At 64.5% G+C, this 26,594-nt stretch carries 19 protein-coding genes; 12 read left to right on the forward strand and 7 right to left on the reverse strand.

All coding sequences use genetic code 11. The features are described 5' to 3' along the window. Positions 1–70: 70 nt before the first annotated feature. Entirely contained in the window at positions 71–577 is a 507-nt protein-coding gene (greB, locus tag ACZK13_RS15015; protein ID WP_032128239.1) for a transcription elongation factor GreB, read from the forward strand. 158 nt (positions 578–735) lie between these two features. On the opposite strand, the gene ACZK13_RS15020 is transcribed toward greB, so the two are convergent. Beyond that, positions 736–1,572, reverse strand: a complete 837-nt coding sequence (locus tag ACZK13_RS15020; RefSeq protein ID WP_478481872.1) for a DUF3025 domain-containing protein — start codon at positions 1,570–1,572, stop codon at positions 736–738. After that, positions 1,569–2,930, reverse strand: a complete 1,362-nt coding sequence (gene rimO, locus ACZK13_RS15025) for a 30S ribosomal protein S12 methylthiotransferase RimO (RefSeq protein WP_049398716.1) — start codon at positions 2,928–2,930, stop codon at positions 1,569–1,571. Before rimO ends, ACZK13_RS15020 begins: the two co-directional genes overlap by 4 nt. Before the next feature lie 203 nt (positions 2,931–3,133). On the opposite strand from rimO, the gene ACZK13_RS15030 reads away from it, so the two are divergent. The 3 genes from ACZK13_RS15030 to ACZK13_RS15040 are packed head-to-tail and all read left to right on the forward strand — an operon-like array spanning position 3,134 to position 4,407. Next, positions 3,134–3,805: a dienelactone hydrolase family protein gene (locus tag ACZK13_RS15030; RefSeq protein WP_125895846.1), complete on the forward strand. Its 672-nt coding sequence runs from the start codon at positions 3,134–3,136 to the stop codon at positions 3,803–3,805. Continuing rightward, positions 3,802–4,224, forward strand: a complete 423-nt coding sequence (locus ACZK13_RS15035) for an HIT domain-containing protein (protein WP_049398714.1) — start codon at positions 3,802–3,804, stop codon at positions 4,222–4,224. The genes ACZK13_RS15030 and ACZK13_RS15035 overlap by 4 nt, the downstream gene beginning before the upstream one ends. A 15-nt stretch (positions 4,225–4,239) precedes the next feature. Beyond that, the gene (locus ACZK13_RS15040; RefSeq protein WP_005418011.1) at positions 4,240–4,407 is read left to right on the forward strand and encodes a LiaI-LiaF-like domain-containing protein; all 168 of its coding nucleotides are present in this window, start codon (positions 4,240–4,242) and stop codon (positions 4,405–4,407) included. A 96-nt stretch (positions 4,408–4,503) separates the two neighbouring features. Here the strand turns inward: ACZK13_RS15040 and dcd are convergent, their stop codons facing one another. Next, positions 4,504–5,076 carry a dCTP deaminase gene (dcd, locus tag ACZK13_RS15045; protein WP_010483020.1) on the reverse strand — a complete coding sequence of 191 codons (573 nt, stop codon included), beginning with the start codon at positions 5,074–5,076 and terminating at the stop codon, positions 4,504–4,506. A 77-nt stretch (positions 5,077–5,153) separates the two neighbouring features. After that, positions 5,154–6,008 carry an iron-sulfur cluster carrier protein ApbC gene (gene apbC, locus ACZK13_RS15050; protein WP_026347084.1) on the reverse strand — a complete coding sequence of 285 codons (855 nt, stop codon included), beginning with the start codon at positions 6,006–6,008 and terminating at the stop codon, positions 5,154–5,156. A 214-nt stretch (positions 6,009–6,222) separates the two neighbouring features. On the opposite strand from apbC, the gene ACZK13_RS15055 reads away from it, so the two are divergent. The 8 genes from ACZK13_RS15055 (at position 6,223) to ACZK13_RS15090 (ending at position 24,288) form a co-directional block, all read left to right on the forward strand. Further along, positions 6,223–9,012, forward strand: coding sequence for a TonB-dependent receptor plug domain-containing protein (locus ACZK13_RS15055; protein WP_049460707.1), 2,790 nt, complete (start codon positions 6,223–6,225; stop codon positions 9,010–9,012). Between the two features lie 342 nt (positions 9,013–9,354). Beyond that, positions 9,355–12,162, forward strand: a complete 2,808-nt coding sequence (locus ACZK13_RS15060) for a TonB-dependent receptor domain-containing protein (RefSeq protein WP_049460709.1) — start codon at positions 9,355–9,357, stop codon at positions 12,160–12,162. Between the two features lie 169 nt (positions 12,163–12,331). Beyond that, positions 12,332–14,359: an alpha/beta hydrolase family protein gene (locus ACZK13_RS15065; protein ID WP_049398711.1), complete on the forward strand. Its 2,028-nt coding sequence runs from the start codon at positions 12,332–12,334 to the stop codon at positions 14,357–14,359. A 186-nt stretch (positions 14,360–14,545) separates the two neighbouring features. Further along, entirely contained in the window at positions 14,546–17,398 is a 2,853-nt protein-coding gene (locus ACZK13_RS15070; RefSeq protein ID WP_125893993.1) for a TonB-dependent receptor domain-containing protein, read from the forward strand. 190 nt (positions 17,399–17,588) lie between these two features. Further along, entirely contained in the window at positions 17,589–19,691 is a 2,103-nt protein-coding gene (locus ACZK13_RS15075; protein ID WP_049398732.1) for a M13 family metallopeptidase, read from the forward strand. Between the two features lie 308 nt (positions 19,692–19,999). Then, positions 20,000–22,006 (forward strand): M13 family metallopeptidase, encoded by a 2,007-nt coding sequence (locus ACZK13_RS15080; RefSeq protein WP_049460715.1) that lies wholly within the window; start codon positions 20,000–20,002, stop codon positions 22,004–22,006. A 126-nt stretch (positions 22,007–22,132) separates the two neighbouring features. Continuing rightward, positions 22,133–22,627 (forward strand): VOC family protein, encoded by a 495-nt coding sequence (locus tag ACZK13_RS15085; protein ID WP_093999806.1) that lies wholly within the window; start codon positions 22,133–22,135, stop codon positions 22,625–22,627. Between the two features lie 77 nt (positions 22,628–22,704). Further along, complete coding sequence (locus ACZK13_RS15090; RefSeq protein WP_478481874.1) at positions 22,705–24,288, forward strand: phytoene desaturase family protein; 1,584 nt, start codon at positions 22,705–22,707, stop codon at positions 24,286–24,288. 140 nt (positions 24,289–24,428) lie between these two features. On the opposite strand, the gene ACZK13_RS15095 is transcribed toward ACZK13_RS15090, so the two are convergent. From ACZK13_RS15095 to ACZK13_RS15105, 3 genes are all read right to left on the reverse strand, one after another. Then, on the reverse strand, positions 24,429–25,103 hold the full coding sequence (locus tag ACZK13_RS15095) for a rhomboid family intramembrane serine protease (RefSeq protein ID WP_032128229.1): 675 nt from the start codon (positions 25,101–25,103) through the stop codon (positions 24,429–24,431). A gap of 93 nt (positions 25,104–25,196) precedes the next feature. Then, positions 25,197–25,625: an MGMT family protein gene (locus ACZK13_RS15100; protein ID WP_428993065.1), complete on the reverse strand. Its 429-nt coding sequence runs from the start codon at positions 25,623–25,625 to the stop codon at positions 25,197–25,199. Further along, positions 25,532–26,452: a DMT family transporter gene (locus ACZK13_RS15105; RefSeq protein ID WP_180836616.1), complete on the reverse strand. Its 921-nt coding sequence runs from the start codon at positions 26,450–26,452 to the stop codon at positions 25,532–25,534. The genes ACZK13_RS15100 and ACZK13_RS15105 overlap by 94 nt, the downstream gene beginning before the upstream one ends. Between the last annotated feature and the right edge of the window lie 142 nt (positions 26,453–26,594).

Raw genomic sequence — 26,594 nt, forward strand, 5'->3', positions numbered from 1 at the left:
CCCGGGGTCGGAGGCCTTTCCTGTGGAAAGGACCCGGCCCCATCGTTCCCCTGAAAAGAAGTTGCACCACATGTCGCGTTGGCGTCCCCCTGCAGAAAAGAGTACCGCCCTGATCACCGCCTCCGGCCACGCCCGGTTGAAGGCCGAACTGGATGAGCTGTGGCGTGTGCGCCGCCCGGAGGTGGTGAAGGCGCTGGCCGCCGCTGCCGCGGAAGGCGACCGCTCCGAGAACGCCGAGTACACCTACCGCAAGAAGCAGCTGGGTGAAATCGACCGCCGCGTGCGCTACCTGACCAAGCGGCTGGAATCGCTGCGCGTGGTCGACACCACGCCGACCGATCCGCAGGCGGTGTTCTTTGGTGCGTGGGTGGAACTGGAGAACGTGGACAGTGGCGACACCAGCCGCTATCGCATTGTCGGCCCGGATGAGACCGACGCAGGCCTGGGTTGGATCAGCATCGATTCGCCGCTGGCACGTGCACTGCTGAAGAAGCGGCTGGATGATGAATTCTCGGTGGAGCTGCCCGGCGGCCAGTTCACCTTTGCGGTAATCGGGGTGGAATACGAGCCGTTGTAGAGTCGACTGTCAGTCGACTACCGCGCGAAGCGCGGCACAAACCTCCGCAGCCGGACGGCAAACGCACCGCGATCCTCAATCGCGGATGATGACTCGCCGAAGCCATCTGTCAGGCGTTCACGGCCTCGGAACGAAGAGCAGTCGACTGACAGTCGACTCTACATAGCCCCGTGCAACGGCGGCGGATACTGGCGGCCGGCACGCAACGGGCGGAAGTACTCGGCATCTGCATAGAAGTCGGCGTCCTGTCTCTCGTGCCAGCCCGGAACTCCAGCCAACGGCAGCGGACGCAACTGCAGGGGATCGGTCACTGCCCTGCCTTCGGCGATGGCCGCGGTCACTGCGTCAACGCAGGTGTCATCGGCTTTGCCGTGCACCACCACGCACTTGCCCACCAGCCGGCGGCCCGGCAGCAGCGCCTGCTCCATCAGCGCGTGCCCGAATACCGCAGCGATGGCGATGTCGCCGCTCAGCCAGTGTCTCGATTCGAACAGCGCACACCAGTCGTGCACATCCCAGGCAGCCAGCAGCGTGTGATCGCGCACACGCACGATCACGCCGGTTTCGTCGAACTGGGTCAGTGCCGCCTGCGCGCGGTTGCGCTGACCCGGCGGCATCGCCTCGATATGCCGGCACTGCTGCGCATTGAGCGCCTGCTTGAGCTGCGGGTAGCGGGCCCACACCAGTGCGTTGAACAGGTCATGCCAGTTGTCGGCGCGGGTGGCGATGCGGCCCTGAGCGATGCGGGCTTCGTAGTGCAGGCCGTCGGCCAGCAGCCTGGCATCCTGCTCGACCAGCTGCTTGCCCGGTAGCGCGAGGCGTGCCTCGAGCGCTGCAATGGACGGCCACTCCGGGCCTTCCAACAGATCACGAACGTCGCGCAATCCGGCAAATACCGGGTGCGCGAACACCTGTGGATCGACCGCCGCACGCGGCGGCGGTACGAAGCGGCGGACGCCGCTGCCGTCACCGGCGGCGGTCGTCGCCGCAGTCACAGCATCTTGAGATCGAATGCCGGGCGGGTGGCGGCCGGCAGCGCGTCACCGTACAGGTCGTGCTCGTCGCTCTCGGTGATGTCCACGTCGACGAACTCACCCACGCGCAACGGCACCTGGTCGGCATTCTGGATGTGCACCAGGCCATCGATCTCCGGGGCATCGGCCTTGGAACGGGCCACCGCGATATCGCCTTCGATGGCGTCGACCAGGCACTGCTGCACGGTGCCAATCTTGGCCTCCAGGCGCGCAGCGGAAATCTGCGCCTGCTTTTCCATGAAGCGGGCCAGGCGCTCCTGCTTCACTTCCTCCGGAACCGCATCCGGCAGGTCGTTGGCGGTGGCACCCTCGACCGGCGAATAGGCGAACGCGCCGACGCGGTCCAACTGCGCTTCGTCGAGGAACGACAGCAGCTCTTCGAACTCGGCCTCGGTCTCGCCGGGGAAGCCGACGATGAAGGTGGAACGCACGGTGATGTCCGGCGCGATACGGCGCCAGTTCTGCACGCGCTCCAGGGTCTTCTCGACCGCGCCGGGGCGCTTCATCAGGCGCAGGATGCGCGGGCTGGCATGCTGGAACGGGATGTCCAGGTACGGCAGGATGCGGTTTTCGGCCATCAGCGGCACCACCTCGTCCACGTGCGGGTACGGGTAGACGTAGTGCATGCGCACCCACGCATCCAGCTCGGACAGGCCTTCGCACAGCGCCTTCAGACGGGTCTGGTAGGCCTTGTCGCGCCACATCTTCTCGGCGTACTTCACGTCCACGCCGTAGGCCGAGGTGTCCTGCGAAACCACCAGCAGCTCGCGCACGCCACCACGCACCAGGCGCTCGGCTTCACGCAGCACTTCATCCACCGGGCGCGAGACCAGCTTGCCGCGCATCGACGGAATGATGCAGAAGCTGCACTTGTGGTTGCAGCCCTCGGAAATCTTCAGGTAGGCATAGTGACGCGGGGTCAGCTTGATGCCGTAGTCGGGCACCAGGTCCACGAACGGATCGTGCTTGGGCGGCAGCGCTTCGTGCACCGCTTCCATCACGCTCTGGTAGTCCTGCGGGCCGGACACCGCTAGCACGTTGGGGTACGCCTCGCGGATCTGCTCCGGGCGCTTGCCCAGGCAGCCGGTGACGATGACCTTGCCGTTCTGGTTCATCGCCTCGCCGATCGCGTCCAGCGACTCGGTCACCGCCGAATCGATGAAGCCGCAGGTATTGACCACCACCACGTCGGCCGAATCGTAGGACGGCACGATGTCGTAGCCTTCCGAGCGGAGCTGGGTAAGGATGCGTTCGGAATCGACAAGGGCCTTCGGGCAGCCAAGGCTGACGAAGCCGACTTTGGGGTTCAGCTGGGACATGGAATCGCGGGACTCTGGGGGCCTGGGCCCCTGCCGTCGTGGCAGGGGTTCCTGGGGGCCGGGGCCTGAAAGGGCGCCAGTATACCGGGGTTGGCGGCCGCGCTCTGAATGGCCAGCCGCCCGATCACGCACAGCCGCTGACACCGCGCTAACCCACGCAGCGCCGACAATGCCGTTCTGTTCCCCGCAACGAGATGGAAACGATGGCCGAGTGGATCACCCTGGATACGCATCACGGCCCGGTACGGGCCTGGCACGCCCTGCCGGAAGGTACCCCGCGTGGCGGGCTGGTGGTGGTGCAGGAAATTTTCGGCGCCAACCCGCACATCCGCGGCGTGGCCGAGCGCTTCGCGGCCGAAGGCTATGCGGTGCTGGCGCCGTCCTTTTTCGACCTGATTGACGGCACAGAAGCCGATCCGGACGCCCTGCCCTATGACGCCGACGGCGTGAAGCAGGGCCTGGAACGGGTCAGCGCACTGGGCATGGAGAAGGCGCTGGAGGTGGTCCGTGCCGCAGCGACCCGGCTGGCCCCCTACGGCAAGGTCGGCACGGTGGGCTACTGCTGGGGCGGCACGGTGGCGATGCTGTCGGCCCTGCGTCTGGGCCTGCCCTCGGTCAGCTACTACGGTGCGCGCAACGTCCAGTTCCTGGATGAGACACCCAAGGCCCCGGTGATCTTCCACTTCGGTGCCCAGGACAAGAGCATCCCGCCGGAGGCCGTGCAGGCCCATCGCGAGAAGCTGCCGCAGATGGCCACCTTCGTCTATCCGGCCGACCACGCCTTCAACCGGGAGGTCGGACATGCGTATGATCCAGACAGCGCCACCCTGGCGCTGCAACGCACCCTGGACTTCTTCTCGGAGCATCTTGGATGAGCGAATTCGAACTCGATTCACGCCTGGCCACCGATAGCGTGCTGGTGGCGGAAGGACCGTTGTCGCAAGTGCGGCTGATGAACGACGAACGATTCCCCTGGCTGGTGCTGGTACCGCGCCTGGCCGGGGTGACCGAGTGGATCGAGCTGGACGGCGAGCAGCAGGACAAGCTGCGCACCGAGCTCAACCGCGCCTGCAAGGCCCTGAAGGGCGCCGACGGGGTGGAGAAGATCAATATCGGTGCGCTGGGCAACATCGTGCGCCAGCTGCATTTCCATGTGATCGGCCGCCATGACGGCGACCCCGCGTGGCCGGGCCCGGTCTGGGGCAGTGGCCCCGCGCACCGCTACGAGCCGGGTGCGCTGGACCAGCATGTCGCCTACTGGAAGGAACGGCTAGGATATCCAGCCCAGTCCTGAGCGTTTGCCGACCCGATGCGATTCAACCTCGTTGCCGCCGTCCTGCTGATCCTGATCGGCCTGTTCATGCTCGCCAGCAACCTCGGCTGGACGCACCTGAACCTGTCCAAGCTGCTGTTGACCTGGTGGCCGGTGGCACTGGTGGGCGTGGGCATCGCGATGCTGTTCGGTCGCGGGAAATAAGCTGGCGCCGGGCCATGCCCGGCGAGCGCAGCGTGTGGCCGCACCCATGAAAACGCCGGGCATGCCCGGCGTTTTCGTCATGCGATGGCGCGCCGCTCAGGTCCGCGGCAGGGTCACGCCGGTCTGGCCCTGGTACTTGCCACCACGATCGCGGTACGACGTCTCGCAGATGTCATCGGCGGCCGCCTGGAAGAACAGCATCTGCGCCACGCCTTCATTGGCGTAGATGCGTGCCGGCAGCGGCGTGGTGTTGCTGAATTCCAGGGTGACGTGGCCTTCCCACTCCGGCTCCAGCGGGGTCACGTTGACGATGATGCCGCAGCGCGCGTAGGTGCTCTTGCCCAGGCACACCACCAGGGTGTCGCGCGGGATGCGGAAGTACTCCACGGTGCGCGCCAACGCGAAGCTGTTGGGCGGGATGATGCATTCATCGCCGACGATATCCACGAAGCTGCCCGGATCGAAGTGCTTGGGATCGACGATGGTCGAGTTGATGTTGGTGAACACCTTGAACTCGCGCGAGCAGCGCACGTCGTAGCCGTAGCTGGAGGTGCCATAGCTGACGATGCGCTCGCCGTTGGCCTGCTTGACCTGCCCGGCCTCGAACGGCTCGATCATGCCGTGCTGCTCGGACATGCGGCGGATCCAACGGTCACTCTTGATGCTCATGCTTTGTCCTGGGGTACGAGGGGGCGCGAGGATTCTAGCAGGGGGCCGGGCGTTGCCGGCGGCCCCTGCCCTGGCACTTACAGCAGCGACGACAGGATCGGGATCGAGGCACGCGGACGCTTGCCAACCTCCTCGATCAGGCGCTGGGCGGCATGGCGGTAGGCCTGGGCCGGGACCGAATCCGGCTGGGCCACGGTGATCGGGGTACCGGAATCGCCCTGCTCGCGGATGCCGATCTGCAGCGGCAACGAACCCAGCAACGGCACGCCGTACTGCGCGGCCATGCGCTCGCCGCCGCCCTCGCCGAACAGGTGCTCGACATGCCCGCAGCTGCTGCAGGTATGCACCGCCATGTTCTCGACGATGCCGAGCACCGGCACCTCGACCTTCTCGAACATCTTCAGCGCCTTCTTCGCATCCAGCGTGGCGATGTCCTGCGGGGTGGTGACGATCACCGCGCCGGCCAGCGGGATCTTCTGGGTCAGGGTCAGCTGGATGTCACCGGTGCCCGGTGGCAGGTCGATCAGCAGGTAGTCCAGGTCATCCCACAGGGTGTCATTGAACAGCTGGGTCATCGCCGAGGTGGCCATCGGTCCACGCCAGATCATCGGCGTGTCTTCTTCGATCAGGTAGCCGATCGACATGGTGTCCACGCCGAACGCACGCAGCGGCTCGATGCTCTTGTTGTCGGGGCTTTCCGGGCGACCGGACAGGCCCAGCATGGCCGGCACGCTCGGCCCGTAGATGTCCGCATCAAGCACGCCCACGCGTGCGCCGAGCTGCTGCAGGGCCACGGCCAGATTGACCGCAGTAGTCGACTTGCCGACGCCGCCCTTGCCCGAACCAACCGCGATCACGTTGCGGATGCGGGCATGCGGCGTAAGTCCCTTCTGGACCTGGCTTGCATGGGGACGGCGGGGAGAACTGTTCACAACGAGCACCGGCGGGGTCAGGGGGAATAACCGAGCATCATACAAGCTGGACGTAACCTGACTGAAATTCAGGATTGCTACAGATTCGTGCACAGATTGTTAAGTTCATGTTACGTTCGACCCGCACTGTTTTGGGCTGCGGAGCTGGCATTTCCAGCCCGCGCGATGGCGCATGCGCAGTGCCGTTTTTGTTTTTGCTCTCCAATGGAACTACATGAACTACGTAAGCAACACCGCACGTCGCAACACGCTCGCCGTCGCCCTGATTTCCGCTCTGATGGCCGCCGCCCCGGCAATGGCCCAGGACAAGGCGACCAACCTGGACAAGATCACCGTCACCGGTTCGCTGATCCCGCAGACCCAGGTTGAAACCCAGACCCCGGTGATGTCCATCACCGCCCAAGACATCCAGACCCGCGGCTTCAGCAGTGTTGCTGAAGTGCTGCAGCAGTCGTCGCTGACCACCGGCGGCCTGCAGGGTGGCCAGACCTCGGGTTCGTTCACCCAGGGCGCCGAAGCTGCCGGCATGTTCGGCCTGAACCCGGGCTACACCAAGTACCTGATCAACGGCCGCCCGATGCTCTCGTATCCGGCGCTGTACAACGGCAGCGAAACCTTCAACAACATCAGCGGCATTCCGATCGACATCGTCGAGCGCATCGAAGTGCTGCCGGGCGGCCAGTCCTCGCTGTACGGCTCGGACGCGATCGCCGGTGTGGTCAACATCATCCTGAAGGAGCGCATGGACGGCGGCACCATGACCCTCCGTGGCGGCACCTACACCGAAGGCGGTGGCAGCAACATCCGCTTCAGCGCCGCCAAGGGCATCAACGCCTTCGACGACCGCTTCCATGCACTGTTCAACGTGCAGATCGAGAACGGCAGCCCGATCTGGGGCTACCAGCGCGACATCACCCGCCAGAACAACCCGGTCGGCTACACCGCCCAGGTCCCGTCGAACGACTTCGCCGTCATCACCAACGCTGACAACAAGCTGCTGATGATGGACCCGAGCCGTTGCGCGAACGTCGCTGGGCTGTATGACGGCACCACCGTGGTCGGCCAGCGCCCGTCGGGCGAGTCCTGCGGTTCGGTGTACAGCGCCGGCTACAAGACCCTGAAGAACGGCAAGAACAGCGGCCAGTTCTACTCGTCGATGACCTTCGACGTGAACGACAACTTCCAGCTGTTCGCCGATGTGCTGTACAGCAAGGAAAAGACCGAGTTCACCTCCGGCTCCAGCGCCCTGTGGTGGGGCACCAAGTCGAGCCTGGGCAGCTTCTACGACCAGGGCCTGGGCAAGGTCGTGAACCTGCAGCGCGCCTTCGCGCCGGAAGAAATCGGCCCGGGCCACTACAACAACATCATGAACTCCGACGAAAGCCGTGCCTACCAGGTCACCCTGGGCGGCAAGGGCATGGTCGGCGACTGGGACTACAGCGCCAGCTTCACCCGTGGTGAGTACCGCCTGGACCAGAACCGCTTCGTGCGCTGGAAGGACAAGATCGATGGCTTCTTCGGCGACAACGTGCTGGGCCCCAAGCTGGGCACCACCGCTGATGGCTTCGACATCTACAACCCGGACTACGCGGCCTTCTACTCGCCGATCACTCCGGACCAGTTCGCCAGCTTCACCGGCTACGGTACCCACCGCAGCAAGACCTGGCAGAACCTGGGCCGCGTGCAGGTGACCAACGGCTCGCTGTTCAGCCTGCCGGGCGGTGACGCCGGCCTGGCCGTTGTGCTGGAAGGTGGCAGCGAAGGTTGGGACTACTCGCCGGACCAGGCTTTCGTCAAAGGCAATGTGTGGGGCACCACCGCCGTCGCCGGCGCCGGCCACCGCAGCAACTATGCGGTCACCAGCGAGCTGCGCATGCCGCTGCACGATAAGCTGACCGTCAGCGCGTCGGGCCGCTATGACGCCTTCAAGATTGCCGACAAGACCGTCGACAAGGCCACCTACAGCATCGGTCTGGAATTCCGTCCGATCGAGAGCCTGCTGCTGCGCGGCAAGTACGGTACCGCCTTCCGCGCACCGACCCTGTCCGATGCCTTCCAGGGCATGAGCGGTTCGTACTCGTCCGGCCAGAACGACTACTACCGCTGCAGCCAGATGGGCTACGGCCTGCGTGACGAGGCCTGCTCGTTCTACAAGAACACCTCGGTGTACAGCGAAAAGTCCGGCAACCCGGACCTGAAGCCGATCACCGCCGACGTCTGGAGCGCAGGTGTGGTGTGGGCCCCGGTCAGCAACTTCTCGCTGTCGGCCGACTACTACAACTGGAAGATCAAGAACGAGGTCAAGACCCTCAGCAGCGACCAGCTGCTGCTGGCCGAGTACCAGTGCCACAACGGCCTGCCGAACAACACCTCGGCCAGCTGCGGTGACGTGACCAACTGGGTGTCCCGCGATGCCGGTGGCAACCTGACCCGCGTGTACACGCCGAAGCTCAACGTTGCCAGCCAGAACCTGGAAGCGGTGACCGTGGCGGCCAAGTACCAGCAGGATATCGGCCGCTTCGGCTCGCTGATGTTCTCCGGCAACTACACCAACATGCTGAAGCGTGAAGTGCAGCCGATGCCGGGTGCCGCCAAGCTGGATCTGCTGAGCGATCCGTACAACATGTGGTACTACGACAACTTCGCCAAGGTCCGCGGCGATCTGTCGGTGGCCTGGAACATCGCCAAGTTCACCACCACCGTGTACGCCAACTACGTCGGCAGCACCCCGAACTACCTGGCCTACACCGGCCGCAGCTACGGCTACGTCCACTCCTCCGGCGCCAAGGCCGGCAAGTGGGGTTCGTACACCACGTACAACCTGAGCATGAACTACCAGGCACAGGAAGATCTGGTCCTGTCGCTGATGGTCAACAACGTGTTCAACAAGCTGCCGGAAGGCCAGCGCTACAACTACCCGGGCAACGAATCGACCCCGTTCAATGACGGCTTCTACAGCGTCTACGGCCGCCAGATCTCGGCCCAGGTCAAGTACAACTTCTGATCCCGTCGTTTTCCGGACTTCGTGTCTGGACCAGGCCCCGCTTCGGCGGGGCCTTTTTTTTGGTTCCAGGAAGCCTTCGGTAAAGCATTGATGCAGAAGCAGCAAATGCACTACGAAAGAATGCCCTTCATATCGCCATCTTTTGAAACACGCCAAAACAATTGGCGTTAGTCATTGATATATCGCCATTTTTCAGGCAAAAGCCCGATTGACGAAATGACGATCGTGTGTTCCCTGCGTTAAGTGCGTGTTACGGTCCGGCTGAATGGAATGCAACTGAACAGATCGTTAAGCCGACACGGAAGCCGGTAGCCAAGACATCGCTCACTACGGGGATTTTCCATGTCTCGCCATCGTTCCACACTCTCGCGCCACCCACTGACGCTCGCCCTGCTCGGCACACTGCTCGCCTCCGGCACGGCCCTGGCGCAAAGCGGCAATGCACCGACCCAGCTTGACCGCGTGACGGTCACCGGTTCGCTGATTCCGCAGACCGAGATCGAGAACCACACGCCGGTCCTGACCGTGACCGCAGAGGACATCCAGACCCGCGGCTTCACCAGCGTTGCCGATGTCCTGCAGCAGTCCTCGCTGTCCACTGGCGGCCTGCAGGGTGGCCAGACCTCGGCCTCGTTCACCCAGGGCGCCGAAGCCGCCGGCATGTTCGGCCTCAGCCCGGGTTACACCAAGTACCTCATCAACGGCCGCCCGATGCTTTCATATCCGGCGCTATACAACGGCGGCGATACGTTCAACAACATCAGCGGCATTCCGATCGACATCGTCGAGCGCATCGAGATCCTGCCGGGCGGCCAGTCCTCACTGTATGGCTCCGATGCGATCGCTGGCGTGGTCAACATCATCCTCAAGGAACGCATGGATGGTGGCGTCCTCAACGTCCGTGGCGGCGCCTACAGCGAAGGCGGCGGCAACAGCTTCCGCTTCAGCGGCGCCCGCGGCTTCAATGGTGTCGATGACCGCTTCCACGCGCTGGTCAATGTGCAGTACGAAAAGACCAGCCCGATCTGGGGCTACCAACGCGATCTGACCAAGGTCAACAATCCCGACGGCTACAGCCCGCAGTACGTTTCCAACGATTTCCTGGTGCTGCTGCCGGCCAACAACAACCGTTACGCGATGATGGACCCGAACCTGTGCGCCAACGTCGCCGGGCAGTTCGATGGCACCACCGTGCTCGGCACCCGACCCACCGGCCAGGCATGCGGCTCGACCTATGGCACCGGCTACAAGACCATCAAGAACGGCAAGGAAAGCGCGCAGATCTACAGCTCTGCCACCTTCGACGTGAATGACAATTTCCAGCTGTTCGGCGATGCGCTGTACAGCCTGGAAGAGGTCAAGTACGCGACGGGTTCCGGCTACACCTGGTGGGGCACCTCTTCCGGTTGGGGCCGCTTCTACGACCAGGCCAGCGGCCAGTACATGAACCTGCAGCGCGTGTTCGCCCCGGAAGACATCGGCGGCGCCGGCTACCGCGACATCATGAACACCGACCGCAACAAGGCCTATCAGGTGACGCTGGGCGGCCGCGGCACGGCCGGCAACTGGGACTACAGCCTCAGCTTCACCCGCGGCGAGTACAAGCTGACCGAGCGCAATTTCGTGCGCTGGAATGACCCGATCAACGATTACTTCGAACAGCGCGTGCTCGGCCCGGTGCTGGGAACCACCAGCACCGGCTACGACATCTACAGCCCGAACTGGGAAGCCTTCTACGCGCCGCTGCCGGCCGGTGACTTCCAGACCTTCACCGGCTACAGCTACAGCCAGAGCCGCACCTGGCAGAACCTGGCCCGTGCACAGGTCACCAATGGATCACTGTTCAAGCTGCCCGGCGGCGACGCCGGCCTGGCCGTGGTCGTTGAAGGTGGAAGCGAAGGCTGGGACTACAGCCCCGATCCGGGCCTGATGGATGGCAGCGTCTGGGGCACCACGGCGGTCTCCGGTGCCGGCCACCGCAGCAACTATGCGGTGACCGGCGAACTGCGCCTGCCCCTGCATGACATGCTGACGGTGACCGGTTCCGGTCGCTACGACGCCTTCAAGATCGGCAGCAACACCGTCGACAAGTCCACCTACAGCATCGGCGTCGAGTTCCGTCCGATCGAAAGCCTGCTGTTCCGCGGCAAGTACGGTACGGCGTTCCGCGCTCCGACGCTGTCCGACGCGTTCCAGGGCCGTAGCGGCTACTACGCCAACGGCTCCACCGACTACTACCGCTGCGGCCAGTTGGGCTACGACCCGGCCAACACCACCGGTTGCCCGTATGACAGCGTCTCGGTATTCGGCACCCGCGCCGGCAATCCGGACCTGGAACCGATCACCGCCGACGTCTGGAATGCAGGAGTTGTGTGGGCACCGATCAACAACCTGTCGCTGTCGGTGGACTACTACAACTGGAAGATCAAGAACGAGGTCGATACGCTCAGCTCCGACCAGCTGCTGCTGGCCGAGTACTACTGCCGTGGCGGCCAGGCCAACAACACCTCGGCCAGCTGCCAGAACGTCAACGACTGGATCACCCGCGATGCGTCCGGCGTGCTGGACGAGATCTACACCCCGAAGATGAACGTCGCCCGCCAGAACCTGGAAGCGCTGACCGCCAGCTTCAAGTACGTGCACGACATGGGCCGCTTCGGTTCGCTTCAGTTCTCGGGCAACTACACCGACATGCTCAAGCGCGAACTGCAGCCGCAGCCGGGCGATGAGTTCCTGGACCTGCTGCGTGACCCGTACGCGATGTGGGTGTACGACTCGTACGCCAAGGTGCGCGCCGATGGTTCGGTCGGCTGGGCCAAGGACAAGTGGACCACCACCCTGTACGCCAACTACATTGGCAAGACGCCGAACTACATGGCGTACGTGGGCAATGGCTACGACTACGTCCACAGCTCCGGCTACAAGGCAGGCAAGTGGGGCTCCTACACCACTTACAACCTGAGCGTGAACTACCGTGCATTGGACAACCTGACCCTGTCGCTGATGGTCAACAACGTGTTCAACAAGATGCCGGACAACCAGCGCTTCAGCTTCGCCGGCACCAGCGGCCAGCCGTACAACAATTACCTGTACAACGCCTACGGGCGTGCCATCTATGTGCAGGCCAAGTACGAGTTTGGCGATCACTGATCCAGGCCCTTGCCGCACCAAAGACCCCGCCCCCGGCGGGGTTTTTTTTTGCTGGTCGTCCCTCCAGGGCGTGACGCGCGCCCGGGCATTCACGCCAAGTTGACTGGATTCACGTCTTCGTTCATCTTCAGGTCATATTGATGTGCCCGCCACAAGGACCCTGCCGACCATGGAACTGCGCTTGTCCCCCGCCCGCCTTGGCGCCGCCGCACTGGCGGCGCTGTGCATTGCCCCTGCCCTCGCAAGCCCTCTGCCAGCCGAGGATTTCGCCAAGATCCCCACCATCCAGTCGGTCACCATGAGCGCCGACGGCAAGCAGCTGGTCGCGATCGTCGCCGCGCCCGGCAGCGACAACAGCGATACCGCCCTGGCCAACTGGAACCTGGATAACCTCGGCGCCGGTCCGGTCGCCATCACGCCATCCGGTGACCGGATGAAGTTCATCGCGGCAAGCGCACTGAAGGCGGGACGCAACCTCGTCATCGGACGCCAGGAATGGACAGGCAAACTCGGCGGCTGCGGTGAAGGCAACAGTACGGGAGCCACCAAGACCTTCCTGACCAAGGCCTACCTCACCGACGCCACCCAGACCAAGTTCGACGAGGCGTTCGCCAACAACACCCGCACGCTCGGGGTCAGCCCCGAGACCCTTCGCTGCCTCGAACTTGCGGGTACCGCCTCGCTCGTCCATGGGCTGCCGCTGGATGCAGACAGGGTCATCATCAGCCAGCTCAATGAGGCCACGCTGCAGGCCAACTACTACCGCTTCAACCTGCGCACGGGCCAGACCGAACTGCTGTTCAAGGGCAGCTCCCGCACGTCACCCGGCCTGTTCCATCCCCGCACAGGGGAAGTCCTTACCCAGACCCAGGTCGAATCCGCCGGCTCCGACGATTTCGAACAACGCATTCTGATCAAGAACAGCGCCGGCCAGTTCGAAGTGCACGCCCCCCTGACCACCCGACTGAGCGAACGCTATACGGTGGAAGTCGTCGGCATAGACGATGACAGCGGCAAGCTGTACGTGCTGACCGACCAGTTCTCCGATCTGGTGCAGGCGCGACTGTACGATCCTGCCAAAAAGGAGTTCGACAAGGAGCCTCTGGCCGCCCATCCGTCCTTCTCGATCAGTTCACTGATCCTGGGCACGCGCAAGAGCAACTTCAACCAGGTCCTCGGCTTCTATATCGACGGTCCGCAGCGACAGGCCGTGTACGTGGATCCGCAGATGAAGGCCCTGCAGGAGGGCCTGCAGAAAGCCTATCCCGGCCTGAGCATCTACATCACCGGCTACAACGACGACCTTTCGCGCGTCCTGTTCACCACGGAAAGCAACCGCAACCCGAAGAGCTACTTCATCCTGGCCGATCGCAAGGATGTCGTGCCACTCGGCAATGAGCGCCCCTGGGTGGACAGCAAACAGATTGGCGAACAACGCTGGGTGACCTACACCGCACGCGATGGGCTGCAGATTCCAGCGATTCTGGATCTCCCGCCGGGCTGGAAGCAGGGCGACGGCCCGCTGCCGGCACTCGTTCATCCGCACGGCGGGCCGTGGGCGCGCGACTACACTGGCTGGGATGCATCAGGCTGGGTACCGTTCTTCACTTCGCGCGGCTACGCCGTGTTGCGCCCTCAGTACCGCGGCAGCGCCGGCCTTGGCCGCAAGCTCTGGCTGGCAGGTGACGCCGAGTGGGGCCAGAAGATGCAGGACGACAAGGATGACGGCGCCGCCTGGCTGGTCTCACAGGGCATCGCCGCCAAGGACCGGATCGCGATCTTCGGCTATTCCTACGGTGGTTTCGCGGCTGCCGCTGCAACGGTCCGAAGCCCATCGCCCTACCAGTGCGCCATCGCGGGTGCCCCGGTCACTGATCTTGGCCGACTGGGCACCTCCTGGAGCCAGAACCGCCTGCAACGCATTCTGCAGGGGCGCACGGTGAAGGGCATGGACCCGATGCAGAACACCGCGAAGGCCACGATTCCTCTGCTGACCTTCGTCGGCGACCGTGACGTACGCACGCCGTCCTTCCATGCGAGGAACTTCTACAACGGCGTACAGGGCAAGGTGCCGGCCCGGTTCGAACTGATCCCCGACATGCCGCACAGCATGCCCTGGTACCCCGTGCACTTCCGGACGACATTGACGCTCATGGCCGACTACCTGAGCAAGGATTGCGGCCCCGGCGGCCTCTGATCCCTCCCCGGGCACCCTCGCTTTCACCAAGCCCCTGCCGGCCAGGCAGGGGCTTTTTCATGCCCCAAATACTGAATTTCCCCATAACAACAGCAAGTTAAGAGATTTTAATATTCATGTTGCATTTACTTTACGCGACTCATACACTCCATTAACCGAAGCATAACAAGTGGGGATCAAAACGAAATGCGCAACGCCAACCGCCAATCAAAGCCAAGCCGCGTCCCGTTGACTCTTGCTGTGCTGGCCTGCCTGCAGGTCGCACCGGCTCTGGCCCAGGAATCCACCCAGCAGGAAGCAAAGGCGTCAAGCAGCTCAAGCGCTTCCACCCGCGCAACCGATCTTGACAAGGTTACGGTCACCGGCTCCCTGATCCGCCGTGCGGACTACGAGACCACTTCGCCGGTGTTCACGATCAACGCCGAAACCAATGCGAAGCAGGGCCAGGTCAACGTGGCCGAGTTCCTGCAGAAGTCGGCCATCGGTTCGGCCGAAACCCAGATCACCCACCAGTTCGGCGGCTTCGTCGTGGACGGCGGCACCGGCGTACAGACCGTGTCGCTTCGCGGCCTGGGCGCCAACCGCACCCTGGTGCTGCTCGATGGCCAGCGCCCCGGCCCGGCCGGTACCCGTGGCGCCGTCGGCGCCTTCGACCTGAACGTCATTCCCACCGCCATCCTGCAGCGTGCCGAGATCGTGAAGGACGGTTCGTCCTCGATCTATGGTTCCGACGCGGTGGCCGGTGTGGTCAACCTGATCACCAAGAAGAACATCGAGCGCCCGGAGCTGACCGTCACCGGTCGCGTGCCGACCGAGGGTGGCGGCGAAGTGTTCTCGGCGTCGCTGGCCAATGGCTGGAACTTCGAAAAGGGCAGCGTCGTGGCTGCCGTCGAGTGGTACAAGCACTATGAGCTGACCCGCGGCGACCGCGACTATCTGAAGTGCGGCAACGACCTGATCAAGGACGCGGACGGCAACCGCATCGATCGCGAAGATCGCTCGGTCAACGCCGGCACCCCGCTGGCCGGCTGCAACAACATGCTTCACAACGTGGTCGACATCGGCAGCACCCGCTATGTGCCGTCGGGTGATGGCACCACTGTCGGCCCGCTGCCGGGCTACCGCCCGCGCAAGACCCAGACCTATGCGCGTGGCCAGGCCTTCTACGATGAGCCGTTGAACTTCGCCCGTTGGGGCGAGGGCCAGATCATCAACCAGCAGGAACGCAAGACGGTCTACCTGGCAACCGATTTCGGCTTCGATTCGGTCAACTGGAAGACGCAGTTCCTGTTCAACCGCCGCGAAACCGAAACGTTCGCCTGGCGCCAGTTCTTCCCGTACGCATACCTGCCGGGCACCCGCATCGAAGCCAATCCGGTGATGCTGTTCAAGTCGCAACAGGATGTGACGGTCGACTACTTCTATGCCGCCACCAAGCTTGACGGCCTGTTCAAGGGCACCGACACCTGGGCATGGGAAGTCAATGCGAACTTCAGCCACTCCAAGGGCAAGTACGGTAACCTCGCCATCCAGGCCTCCAAGAGCGGCGACCTGGACTACACCGATGCTCCTCCGGCGGTGAACTACTTCGATCCGGAGTACCTCAGCGGCCGCAAGGTCGATGAACTGGTCGACAAGCTGGGCGTCTGGGACTGGGGCAAAACCATCTACAAGCAGGCCACCATCAACGCCGTCGTCAGCGGCGACCTGTTCGAGATGCCGGCGGGTGCGGTCGGTTTTGCGGGCGGCCTGGAATACCGCTACTACTCGATCAACGACCAGCCGGGCGAATTGTCGCGCGCCGGTGACATCTGGGGCTCGTCCTCGGCTGATGTGACCAAGGGCAACGACAAGGTCAAGGAAGCCTTCGTCGAGCTGGACGTTCCGCTGCTGAAGGGCCTGCCTGCGGTGGAGTCGCTGAGCCTGAACGCCTCCGGCCGTGTATTCAAGTACGACACGGTGTCCGGTTCGGACAACGTCTGGAAGGTCGGCCTGAACTGGCAGATCATCCCATCGGTGCGTCTGCGTGGCTCGATCGGCACTTCCTACCGTGCTCCGGGCCTGTATGAGCTGTACCTGGGCAACCAGACCGGCTTCTTCCAGCAGGCAAACGATCCGTGCGTCCGCTGGGGTGAAAGCTCCAACAGCGCCTATCAGACCAACTGCGCAGCCGCAGGTATTCCCGCCGATTATGCGGGCGGCGGCTCGAGCGGTACCTCGTACGCCACCGGCGGTGGCAGTGGCCTGATTCCCGAAACCTCGCGTGCGAAGACTGCGGGTATCGTGTTCACTCCGACCTTCGCCAACCTCAGCGTGGCCATCGACTACTTCGACTATGAAGTGAAGGATGAAATCGCCCAGCTCGGCAGCACCAACATCATGCGCGGCTGCTACGGCGGCACGGTGTACCCGAACAGCTACTGCGACCTGCTGAAGCGCAACCCGGCTACCGGCAACCAGCCGTATGCGGTGACCGAGATCCAGAACAAGTACATCAACATCAACAAGCAGCGCACCCGTGGTTACGACCTGACCGCCAACTTCGATCACGACTTCTCGTTCGGCAAGTTCTCGGCCGAGACCCAGGTCACCTACACGATCGAAGACACCCAGGAAGTGTTCTCCAGTGCGGCTGCAAGCGGCCTGGAATCCTCGGAACTGCTGGGCGACATCGGCCGTCCCAAAGTCGTGGGCAATCTGGCATTGAGCCTGACCCGTGGCGACTGGTCGTTCAACTGGCTGACCACCTATATCCACAAGACCGAAGACATCGACCTGAACCCGGTGTACACCTATCAGGGCCGTCCGAACTCCTACCGTGACATCGTTGCCGATTCGCGCACGTACCACACCGCTTCGGTCAGCTACGCGCAGGCCGACTGGGAAATCCTGGTGGGTGTCAGCAACATTTTCAACAAGACCCCGCCGTTGATCTCCACCGGCGTCAGCGATGCCCGCTACGGCAACATCCCGGCATTCGCAACCCAGTACGACCTGTACGGCCGCACCCCGTTCGTGCGTCTGAAGTACAAGTTCTGATCCACGCCTTATCGCAGTACCCCGACAGACCCGGCTTTTGCCGGGTCTGTCTTTTCCGGCCCACGAAGCGGCCCCCTTGCGCCCGGCCATGACCTTCGACACCCTTGCAGGGCAGGCCGGCGGCGTATTGTTCGGCCCACGGCCGTCCCCGCGGCCCTTCCCTGACTCACTCGGCCTGGAGGCCATCAAAGTGACCCGTACTCCCAAGATCGTGCTGCTGACCCTGGCCGTTTCGGCCGCGCTGGTCGGCTGCGGCAAGAACGAAACCCCGGCCAAGGATGCCACCGCCTCCACGCCGGCTGCGGCCGAAGCCACCAACTACACGCTGGACGAGAGCAAGCTGCCGGCCTACAACGCCTTCCAGCCCAGCGATCTGGATGCCAGCAAGGACGCCTGTGGCGCCTTCGGCGACTACGTCAACAGCAAGTGGCTGGCCGCCAATGAAATTCCGGGCGACCGCACCAGCTGGGGCGCGTTCACCATCCTCGACGAGCGTTCGGTAGCCGTGCAGCACCAGTTGGCTGAACAGGTCGCGCAGGTCAAGAACCCGAACCATATCGAGAAGATCGTCGGCGACCTGTGGGCCACCGGCATGGACGAAGCCAAGATCAATGCCCAGGGCATCGAGCCGCTGAAGGCCGACCTGACCGCGATCGACGGCCTGCAGGACAAGGCGGCCATCGCCGACTACCTGCGCAGCAGCGCGGCCAAGGGTGACAACGTCCTGTTCGGCTTCGGCGCCGAAGCCGACTTCAAGAACTCGGCCGTCAACCTGGCCTACGCCAGCCAGGGCGGCCTGGGCCTGCCGGACAGCACCTACTACACCGATGCCAAGAACGCCGACAAGCTGAAGGCCTACCAGGCACACGTCGCCAAGGTGCTGGAGCTGTCCGGCGTCGCCGCTGCCGACGCTGCCAAGCAGGCCGAGGACGTGGTCAAGTTCGAGACCCGCCTGGCCAAGGCCTCCAAGTCGCGCGTCGAGCTGTCGCGCAACGTCGAGCTGTACTACAACCCGGTCACCCTGGCTGACGCCGACAAGCTGACCCCGAACTTCAGCTGGACCGAGTTCTTCAAGTCGCAGGGCGTAGCCGCGCCGGAGAAGTTCTCGCTGGCCATGCCGGCCTTCCATGAGGAAGTGAGCAAGGCGCTGGGCGATACCGATCCGTCGGTGTGGCGCGCCTACCTGCGCTTCCACACCGTGGACAGCGCCTCGCCCTACCTGGCCGATGCCTTCGTTCAGGAGAACTACGAGTTCTACGGCAAGACCCTCAACGGCCAGAAGGAACAGAAGCCGCGCTGGAAGCGCGTGCTGGGCACCATCGAGAACGACGCCGGTGAAGCCTTCGGCCAGCTGTACGTGAAGGTTGCCTTCTCGCCGGAAGCCAAGGCGAAGATGGAAGAGCTGGTGAAGAACCTGGCCGCTTCGCTGAAGGAACGCATCCAGGGCCTGAGCTGGATGAGCGATGAAACCAAGGCCAAGGCCATCGCCAAGTGGGAAACCTTCACCCCGAAGATCGGTTACCCGGACAAGTGGCGTGACTGGGCGGGCCTGCAGACCCAGCGCGACAGCTACCTGGGCAATGTGCGCGCGGCCAGTGAGTTCAACTACAAGTTCAACCTGTCCAAGATCGGCAAGCCGGTGGACAAGACCGAGTGGGGCATGACCCCGCAGACGGTCAACGCCTACTACAACCCGCTGCAGAACGAGATCGTGTTCCCGGCCGCCATCCTGCAGCCTCCGTTCTTCGATCCGAAGGCCGACGACGCACTGAACTATGGCGGCATCGGTGCGGTGATCGGCCACGAAATGACCCACGGTTACGACGACCAGGGTGCACGCTTCGGGCCGACCGGCAACATGGAAGACTGGTGGACTGCCGCTGACAAGAAGAACTTCGAAGGCTTGACCGGCAAGCTGGTCAAGCAGTTCGACCAGTACAAGGTCGACGGCCAGGCCGTGAACGGTCACCTGACCTTGGGCGAGAACATCGCCGACCTGGGCGGCCTGGCTACCGCCTACGACGCCCTGCAGAAGGCCTCCGCCGGCAAGGAAGATGCAAAGGTCGATGGATTCACCCGCGACCAGCGCTTCTTCTTCAACTGGGCCACCGTGTGGCGCACCAAGTACACCCCGGAAAACGCCAAGGTCCGCCTGGCCACTGACCCGCACGCGCCGGCGCAGTTCCGAGCCATGGGTGCGCCGTCGAACCTGCCGACCTTTGCTGCGGCCTTCCAGTGCAAGGCCGGTTCGCCGATGGCCCGCGCCGGCGAGCAGCAGGTGGTGATCTGGTAAGCCCTGGCTGATGCCAAGGTAGACCTGCAGAGGCCCGGGAATTCCCGGGCCTTTGTTTTTTGCCGCGCCCGTCATCCACGCATGGCGTGGATCTGCTGCGCCTGTGCAGGCCCACGCCGTTGGTAGATGCCGACCTTGGTCGGCGTATGGCACGGCGGAGCCACCGTGATGCGTGCATGCGGTGTCGATGCCACACACCCGGTAGCGCCGGGCCATGCCCGGCGGATGCGCCGTGATGCGTGCATGCCGCGCCCATGCGCGGCTTGCTATAGTGCGCGCGCCCTCAATCCATCACGGATTCGTTCCACATGCCCAATTTCCGTCCGCTTGCCATCGCCCTGGGCATCAGCCTGGCGACTCTGGTCCCGACCCACGATGCCTTCGCCGCCAAGAAAAAGGCCGCGCGTGCCCCGGCTGTCAGTGCCCAGTGCAGCGACTTCTACGACGCCACCAATGCCGGCTGGCTGAAGGCCAACCCGGTGCCGCAGACCGGCGCCACCACCGCGCTGGGCCAGCTGGTCGACCGCAGCCGCCAGCAGCAGCGTGAACTGCTCGACGCAGCGATGAAGGCGCCGCAGGGCAACGTGCAGAAGCTGCTGGGTGACTTCTGGGCCAGTGGCCTGGACGAAGCGGCCGTGGAAGCAGACGGCTCCAACCCGATCGCCCCGCTGCTGACCCGCATCAACGCCATCAAGAAGGCCAAGGATGTGCCGGCCTCGATCGCCGCACTGCACCAGGTCGGCATCCCGGTGGCATTCAACTTCGGCCCCGACGTCGATCTGAAAGCGCTGGACCGTCACATCGGCTACTTCATGCAGGGCGGCATGGGCCTGCCGGATCCGGCGTTCTATACCCGTACCGACGCCGACACCGTGGCGCTGATGGGCCGCTACCGCAACTACGTCAAGCAGATCCTGGCGCTGACCGGCACCCCGGCGGCCAAGCTGGATGCCGAGTCGCAGGCGGTGATCGCGCTGGAAACCGAGCTGGCACGCAATGCGCAGTCGCTGGCCGGCATCAACAACCCGTTCAACAACTACGCGCCGATCTCCACCAAGGAGCTCAACAGCCGCTACCGCAACCTGCAGCTGGATGCCTTCCTGAAGGCACAGGGCGTGGATGACGACCTGGTCTCGCTGGCCGACCCGGGCCTGTTCAAGCAGCTCGACGGCATGGTCACCAAGCTCAAGCCGGACCAGTGGAAGGCCTACCTGCGCTGGCGCGTGGGCGACTCGATGGCGCCGTACCTGTCCAAGGCCTACCGCGACGCCGAGTTCGAATTCCGCGGCCGCGTGCTGCGTGGCGAAACCCTGCCGCCGCAGCGCTGGGAAGACGTGCTGGAGGCGATCAACGTAGCCGCTGGCCCGATGGTCGGTCGCGAATACGCTGCCCGTTACCTGTCCGCCGAAGATCGTCGCCAGGCGGCGTGGATCGTCGACAAGGTGCGCGAAGTGCAGATCGAAGCGGTCAAGAACAGCAGCTGGATGAGCACCGAAGCCAAGGCCGAAGCGCAGGCCAAGCTGGCTGCGCTGAAGATCGAGATCGGCACCCCGCTGCGCGACCTCGACTACAGCGTGCAGCCGATGGGCCGCGGTTCGTTCGGTGGCAACATGCTGATTGCTTCGACCTGGCGCCATCGCGAGGAAATGAAGCGCATCGGCAAGGGCAACGCCGACCGTCGCTGGGACGTGCTGCCGCAGCAGCCGTCGCTGGCCTACGATCTGGCCCAGAACCGCCTGATCGTCACCGCCGCGATCCTGCAGGGCCCGGTGTTCAACGCCAAGGCCGACGCTGCCGACAAGTTCGGCAGCTTCGGTGGCCTGGTCGGCCATGAGCTGACCCGCGCGATCGATGCCAAGGGCGCGCTGGTCGACGCCAAGGGCGAGCTGCGCAGCTGGTGGACCCCGGCCGACAAGACCGCCTGGACCCTGCTCGGTAACCGCGTAGCCGCGCAGTACAGCGCCTACGACTTCCCGGGCGTGAAGGGTGCCAAGGTCAACGGCACGCTCACCCAGGAAGAGAACCTGGCCGACATCGCCGGTCTGGAACTGGCCTGGGCGGCGTATGTCGCGCAGGAGCCGAAGGCCAAGCAGGCCCAGCAGCAGGGCTTCTTCCGCGCCTGGTCTGCGCTGTGGGCGCAGCAGCTGGCGCCGAACGAGGCCGTACGTCGCCTGACCGCCGACATCCGTGCACCGGGCCTGTGGCGCAGCAACGGCACGCTGGCCAACCTGCCGGCCTTCGGCGCCACCTTCAGCTGCAAGGCCGGCCAGCCGATGCAGCGCAGTGAAGCCGAGCAGATCAAGGTCTGGCGCTGATCCAGCTGCCACACGGGTAACGCAGAGGGCGCCTTCGGGCGCCCTCCTTTTTTGCAGGTGCAGCACGATCCCGGATTAACACCGCGCATGCTATCGCTGCGGCTTCGTCCAACGTGGAGCCCCGACATGGCACACAAGAACACGATCTGTGTCTGGTATGACAACGGCGCACTCGAGGCCGCCACCTTCTACGCCAGTATCCTGCCCGACAGCGCGGTGACCGCCGTGCATCACGCCCCCGGTGACTATCCGGACGGCAAGGAAGGCAACGTACTGACCGTCGAATTCACGGTCTGCGGCATCCCCTGCGTCGGCCTCAACGGCGGCACCGCGTTCAAGCACAGCGAAGCGTTCTCGTTCCAGATCCAGACCGAGGACCAGGCCGAGACCGACCGCCTGTGGAATGCGATCGTCGGCAACGGTGGCCAGGAGAGCCAATGCGGCTGGTGCAAGGACCGCTGGGGCATCTCCTGGCAGATCAGCCCGCGCATGCTGATCGAAGCGGTGACCAGCAAGGACAAGGCATTGGCCAAGCGCGCCTTCAACGCGATGATGCCGATGAAGAAGATCGACATCGCCACCATCGAAGCAGCGATCAAAAAAGGGGACGGAGGGGATTAAGTCGTTTTTTCCCCATTGCCGGTGCCCCCATGCGAATTGCGACTTAATCCCCTCCGTCCCCTTTTTCCGAGGTGCAGATGACCTGGGATGCGATCATCGTTGGTGGTGGCCACAACGGCCTGGTCTGCGCGGCCTATCTGGCGCGTGCCGGAAAGAAGGTGCTGGTGCTGGAACGTCGCGGCGTTCTTGGCGGCGCTGCGGTCACCGAGGAATTCCATCCCGGCTTCCGCAATTCAGTCGCCTCGTACACGGTCTCGCTGCTGCAGCCGAAGGTGATCGACGACCTGCAGCTGCATGCGCATGGGCTGCGCATCGTCGCGCGCCCGGCCAACAACTTCCTGCCATTGCCCGACGACCGCTATCTGTTGTCGGCACCTGGCCGCACTCAGGCCGAAGTGGCGAAGTTCTCCGAGCGGGATGCGCAGCGCTTGCCCGCGTACGAGGCACGCCTGGAAATCTTCGCCGACGTACTGCGCGCATGGGCTCTGCGCGCGCCGCCCGACCTGGGTGTAGCAGGCGGTTGGCGTGCGCTGCCCGCACTATGGCAGATGGGGAAACTCGGCCGCGAACTGGCGGCGCTGGATGCGCCACTGCGGCAGGAACTGCTGGACCTGTTCACGCTGTCGGCGGCGGAGTACCTGGACCGTTGGTTCGAGAGCGAGCCGATCAAGGCGCTGTTCGGCTTTGATGGCATCGTCGGCAACTACGCAAGCCCGTATACAGCGGGCAGTGCCTACGTACTGCTGCACCACGTATTCGGCCAGTGCAATGGCGTAAAGGGTGCGTGGGGCCACGCGATCGGCGGCATGGGCGCGATCAGCCAGGCCATCGCCAGCGCGGCGCGCGAGGCCGGGGCCGAACTGCGCGTGGATGCCGGTGTGCAACAGGTACTGACCGAACAAGGCCGCGTCGTGGGGGTGGAACTGGCCAACGGCGAAACCCTGCGTGCACGCGCGGTGGTGGCCAACGTCAATCCGAAGCTGCTGTACGAACAGCTGCTGGAGCCGACGCAGGTACCCGCTGCCACACGCGAACGCATGGCGAACTGGCGCTGCGGTTCCGGCACCTTCCGGATGAACGTGGCGCTGTCGCGGTTGCCGGACTTCCGTGCCCTGCCCGGCCCCGGCGATCACCTCAGCGCCGGCATCATCATGGCCCCCAGCCTGGACTACATGGACCGCGCCTGGCTGGATGCGCGCCGCGAAGGCTGGTCGCGCGAACCGATAGTAGAGATGCTGATTCCGAGCACGCTGGATGATTCACTGGCGCCGCGCGGGCAGCATGTGGCCAGCCTGTTCTGCCGGCACGTGGCGCCGGTACTGCCCGACGGGCGTAACTGGGATGATCACCGCGAGATTGTGGCGGACCTGATGATTGCCACCGTCGAACGGTATGCGCCCGGCTTTGCCGGCAGCGTGCTCGGTCGGCAGGTGCTGTCGCCGCTGGATCTGGAACGCACCTTCGGCCTGGTCGGCGGCGACATTTTCCACGGTGCGCTCAGTGCCAACCAGTTGTTCTCGGCACGGCCGATGGTCGGCCAAGCCGGCTATCGCGGTGCCCTGCCCGGCCTGTACCTGTGCGGTTCGGGCACCCATCCCGGCGGTGGCGTCACCGGTGCGCCCGGGCACAATGCCGCGCAGGTGGTGTTGCAGGATGGGTAGAGGTGTGCCGACCAACGGTCGGCACCTACCGCGTCAAATGATCCCATTCAAAGCGTGCCAACCAAGGTTGGCACCTACCCGCGTGGGACAAGGCGTGCCGACCAACGGTCGGCACCTACAGCGTCAAATGATCCTTCGGATCATTTGACGCTGCGCAGATGGTTCGGGCGCTTCGGTGGGCCGGGCGGGCGGCGCTTGTTGAACGGCGATTGCCCGCGCCAGTAGCGGATCAGCAACCAGCCGAACAGCATGCCGCCGAGGTGTGCGAAGTGGGCCACGCCCGGCTGCCAGCCGGTCATGCCCAGCACCAGCTCGCCCACGCCGAACAGGATCACGAAGGTACGCGCCTTCATTGGGATCGGCGGGAACAGCAGCATCACCCGCTGGTTGGGGAACAGCATCCCGTAGGCCAGCAGCAGGCCGAACACGCCACCGGAAGCGCCCAGCACCGTGGCCGGGTTTTCCAGCAGCGTACCCACCAGCAGCTGGCAGACACCGGCACCGGCCACGCACACCAGGTAATACAGCAGGAAGCGCTTCTCGCCCCAGGTCTGCTCCAGCGGCGCGCCGAACATGAAGACCGCCAGCATGTTGAAGAACAGATGGCCGAAGCTGCCGTGCAGGAAGCCGTAGGTCAGCAGCTGCCAAGGCTGGAAGTTGCCGCCCGGCGAGAATGCGTCGAAGCCCTGCTGCAGGGGTTGCAGCATGAACGGCTCGAAGGTCTGCATGCCGAGCAGGAACGGCTGCTGCAGCAGGAACAGGATCGCGTTGGCGATCAGCAGGGCCTTGGTGACGGTTGGCAGTCGCGGGAACATGGGAGCACCGGCATGGAACGGCCTCCATCATAGCCGCAGCACCGTGTCTTGTTGGCGACCGGCAGGCGCGGCCTGTTCAGTCGCCAGCGTTGCTCAGCCCGGACCCCACACAGCGGCATCCAGTGCTGCCGCCGGATCAGCCGCCGGCATCCGCACCCGGCCGTTCTCCACCCGCACGCCCTCGGCGCGCAACCGCTGTGACTGCTCGCGCCAGCCGGCCGACCCTTCCTCCATGGCAATGCGCCCATCCGAGCGCAACACGCGATGCCAGGGCAGGTCCGGGTCGTCGTTCTGGCCCAGGATGCGCGCGGTCAGGCGTGCACGCCCGGGCAGGCCCGCGCGCATCGCCACCTGCCCATAGCCCATCACCTGCCCCGCCGGGATCGCGCGGATCACCGCCAGGATGCGCGCACGCGCCTGCTCCGGCGTCAGCGCCGCAGGCGGGTTACCAGCAGAACGCCGATCAGCACCAGCACGGTGCCGGCGATCTGCGCCGGCCCCATCGGTTCGTCGAGCAGCCATAGGCTCATCACGATGGTGGAAACAGGGCCCAGCATACCGACCTGCGCGGCCAGCGACGAACCCACGCGCTGCACCGCCAGCATGATCGCCAGCACTGGCAGCACCGTGCACACGGTGGCATTGACCAGCGACAACCACTGCACCGGCGCCGGTGCCTGCCACAACAACGGCAGCGGATGGGTCACCGCAAAATGCAGCAGCACCAGCACGCTGGCCACGCAGCTGGCGTAAGCGGTCAGCCGCACCGCTCCGATACGCGCGACCACCTGCCCGCTGCCGAACAGGTACAGCGCATAGCTGAGCGCACTGCCCAGCACCAGCAGGCTGCCAACGATGATCTGCCCACCCTCGCGCTGCAGGTCATGGCCGAACGCCAGCAGCACGCCCAGATAACTCAGCACCAGCGCGCCGATCTGCCATCGGCCCGGCCGCTGGCGCGCCAGCAGCACGTTGATCAGCAGCACCAGGGTCGGGTTCAAGTACAGGATCAATCGTTCCAGGGTCACGCTGATGTACTGCAGGCCCTGGAAGTCGAGCAGGCTGGACAGGTAGTAGCCGGTGAAACCCAGCCACAGCACACGGGCTCGGTCGGCCCAGGACAGTGGTTCGGCCCGACGCGCGGCCCACAGCGCCATCAAAACGAACAGCGGCAGCGCCATCTGCATGCGCAGGGCAAGCAGCGTGGTGGCATCCACGCCGTGACGCAGGCCGAGCTTGACGATGATCGCCTTGCCGGAAGCAGCGATGGCGCCGATCGCTGCCAGGCCGATACCCCCCAGCGCAATGCGTGGGGAGGCGGTGGCGATACGGGAAGCGGGATTGGACATCAGGACGACGGCGGGCCGCTCGGAGCGGCCCGGGAAAGCGTGGGGGCGCCCATTGTCGCACGGGGGCGTCCGGTGCCCGCCTTGTAGAGGCTAGCCATGCTCGACTGTCTTTCCACCGCAGTCGAGCATGGCTCGACTCTAC

The sequence above is a fragment of the Stenotrophomonas sp. 99219_Sma genome (assembly GCF_056480785.1).

Excerpts from the sequence above, each read along its gene's own strand:
- ACZK13_RS15080 (WP_049460715.1), top strand. The coding sequence starts at position 20,000 with ATGCCCAATTTCCGTCCGCTTGCCATCGCCCTGGGCATCAGCCTGGCG.
- dcd (WP_010483020.1), bottom strand. The coding sequence starts at position 5,076 with ATGAGCATCAAGAGTGACCGTTGGATCCGCCGCATGTCCGAGCAGCAC.
- ACZK13_RS15035 (WP_049398714.1), top strand. The coding sequence starts at position 3,802 with ATGAGCGAATTCGAACTCGATTCACGCCTGGCCACCGATAGCGTGCTG.
- ACZK13_RS15100 (WP_428993065.1), bottom strand. The coding sequence starts at position 25,625 with ATGGCTGCTCGACGAACCGATGGGGCCGGCGCAGATCGCCGGCACCGT.
- greB (WP_032128239.1), top strand. The coding sequence starts at position 71 with ATGTCGCGTTGGCGTCCCCCTGCAGAAAAGAGTACCGCCCTGATCACC.
- rimO (WP_049398716.1), bottom strand. The coding sequence starts at position 2,930 with ATGTCCCAGCTGAACCCCAAAGTCGGCTTCGTCAGCCTTGGCTGCCCG.
- ACZK13_RS15090 (WP_478481874.1), top strand. The coding sequence starts at position 22,705 with ATGACCTGGGATGCGATCATCGTTGGTGGTGGCCACAACGGCCTGGTC.
- ACZK13_RS15040 (WP_005418011.1), top strand. The coding sequence starts at position 4,240 with ATGCGATTCAACCTCGTTGCCGCCGTCCTGCTGATCCTGATCGGCCTG.
- ACZK13_RS15095 (WP_032128229.1), bottom strand. The coding sequence starts at position 25,103 with ATGTTCCCGCGACTGCCAACCGTCACCAAGGCCCTGCTGATCGCCAAC.
- ACZK13_RS15060 (WP_049460709.1), top strand. The coding sequence starts at position 9,355 with ATGTCTCGCCATCGTTCCACACTCTCGCGCCACCCACTGACGCTCGCC.
- ACZK13_RS15070 (WP_125893993.1), top strand. The coding sequence starts at position 14,546 with ATGCGCAACGCCAACCGCCAATCAAAGCCAAGCCGCGTCCCGTTGACT.
- ACZK13_RS15065 (WP_049398711.1), top strand. The coding sequence starts at position 12,332 with ATGGAACTGCGCTTGTCCCCCGCCCGCCTTGGCGCCGCCGCACTGGCG.
- ACZK13_RS15085 (WP_093999806.1), top strand. The coding sequence starts at position 22,133 with ATGGCACACAAGAACACGATCTGTGTCTGGTATGACAACGGCGCACTC.
- ACZK13_RS15055 (WP_049460707.1), top strand. The coding sequence starts at position 6,223 with ATGAACTACGTAAGCAACACCGCACGTCGCAACACGCTCGCCGTCGCC.
- ACZK13_RS15105 (WP_180836616.1), bottom strand. The coding sequence starts at position 26,452 with ATGTCCAATCCCGCTTCCCGTATCGCCACCGCCTCCCCACGCATTGCG.
- ACZK13_RS15030 (WP_125895846.1), top strand. The coding sequence starts at position 3,134 with ATGGCCGAGTGGATCACCCTGGATACGCATCACGGCCCGGTACGGGCC.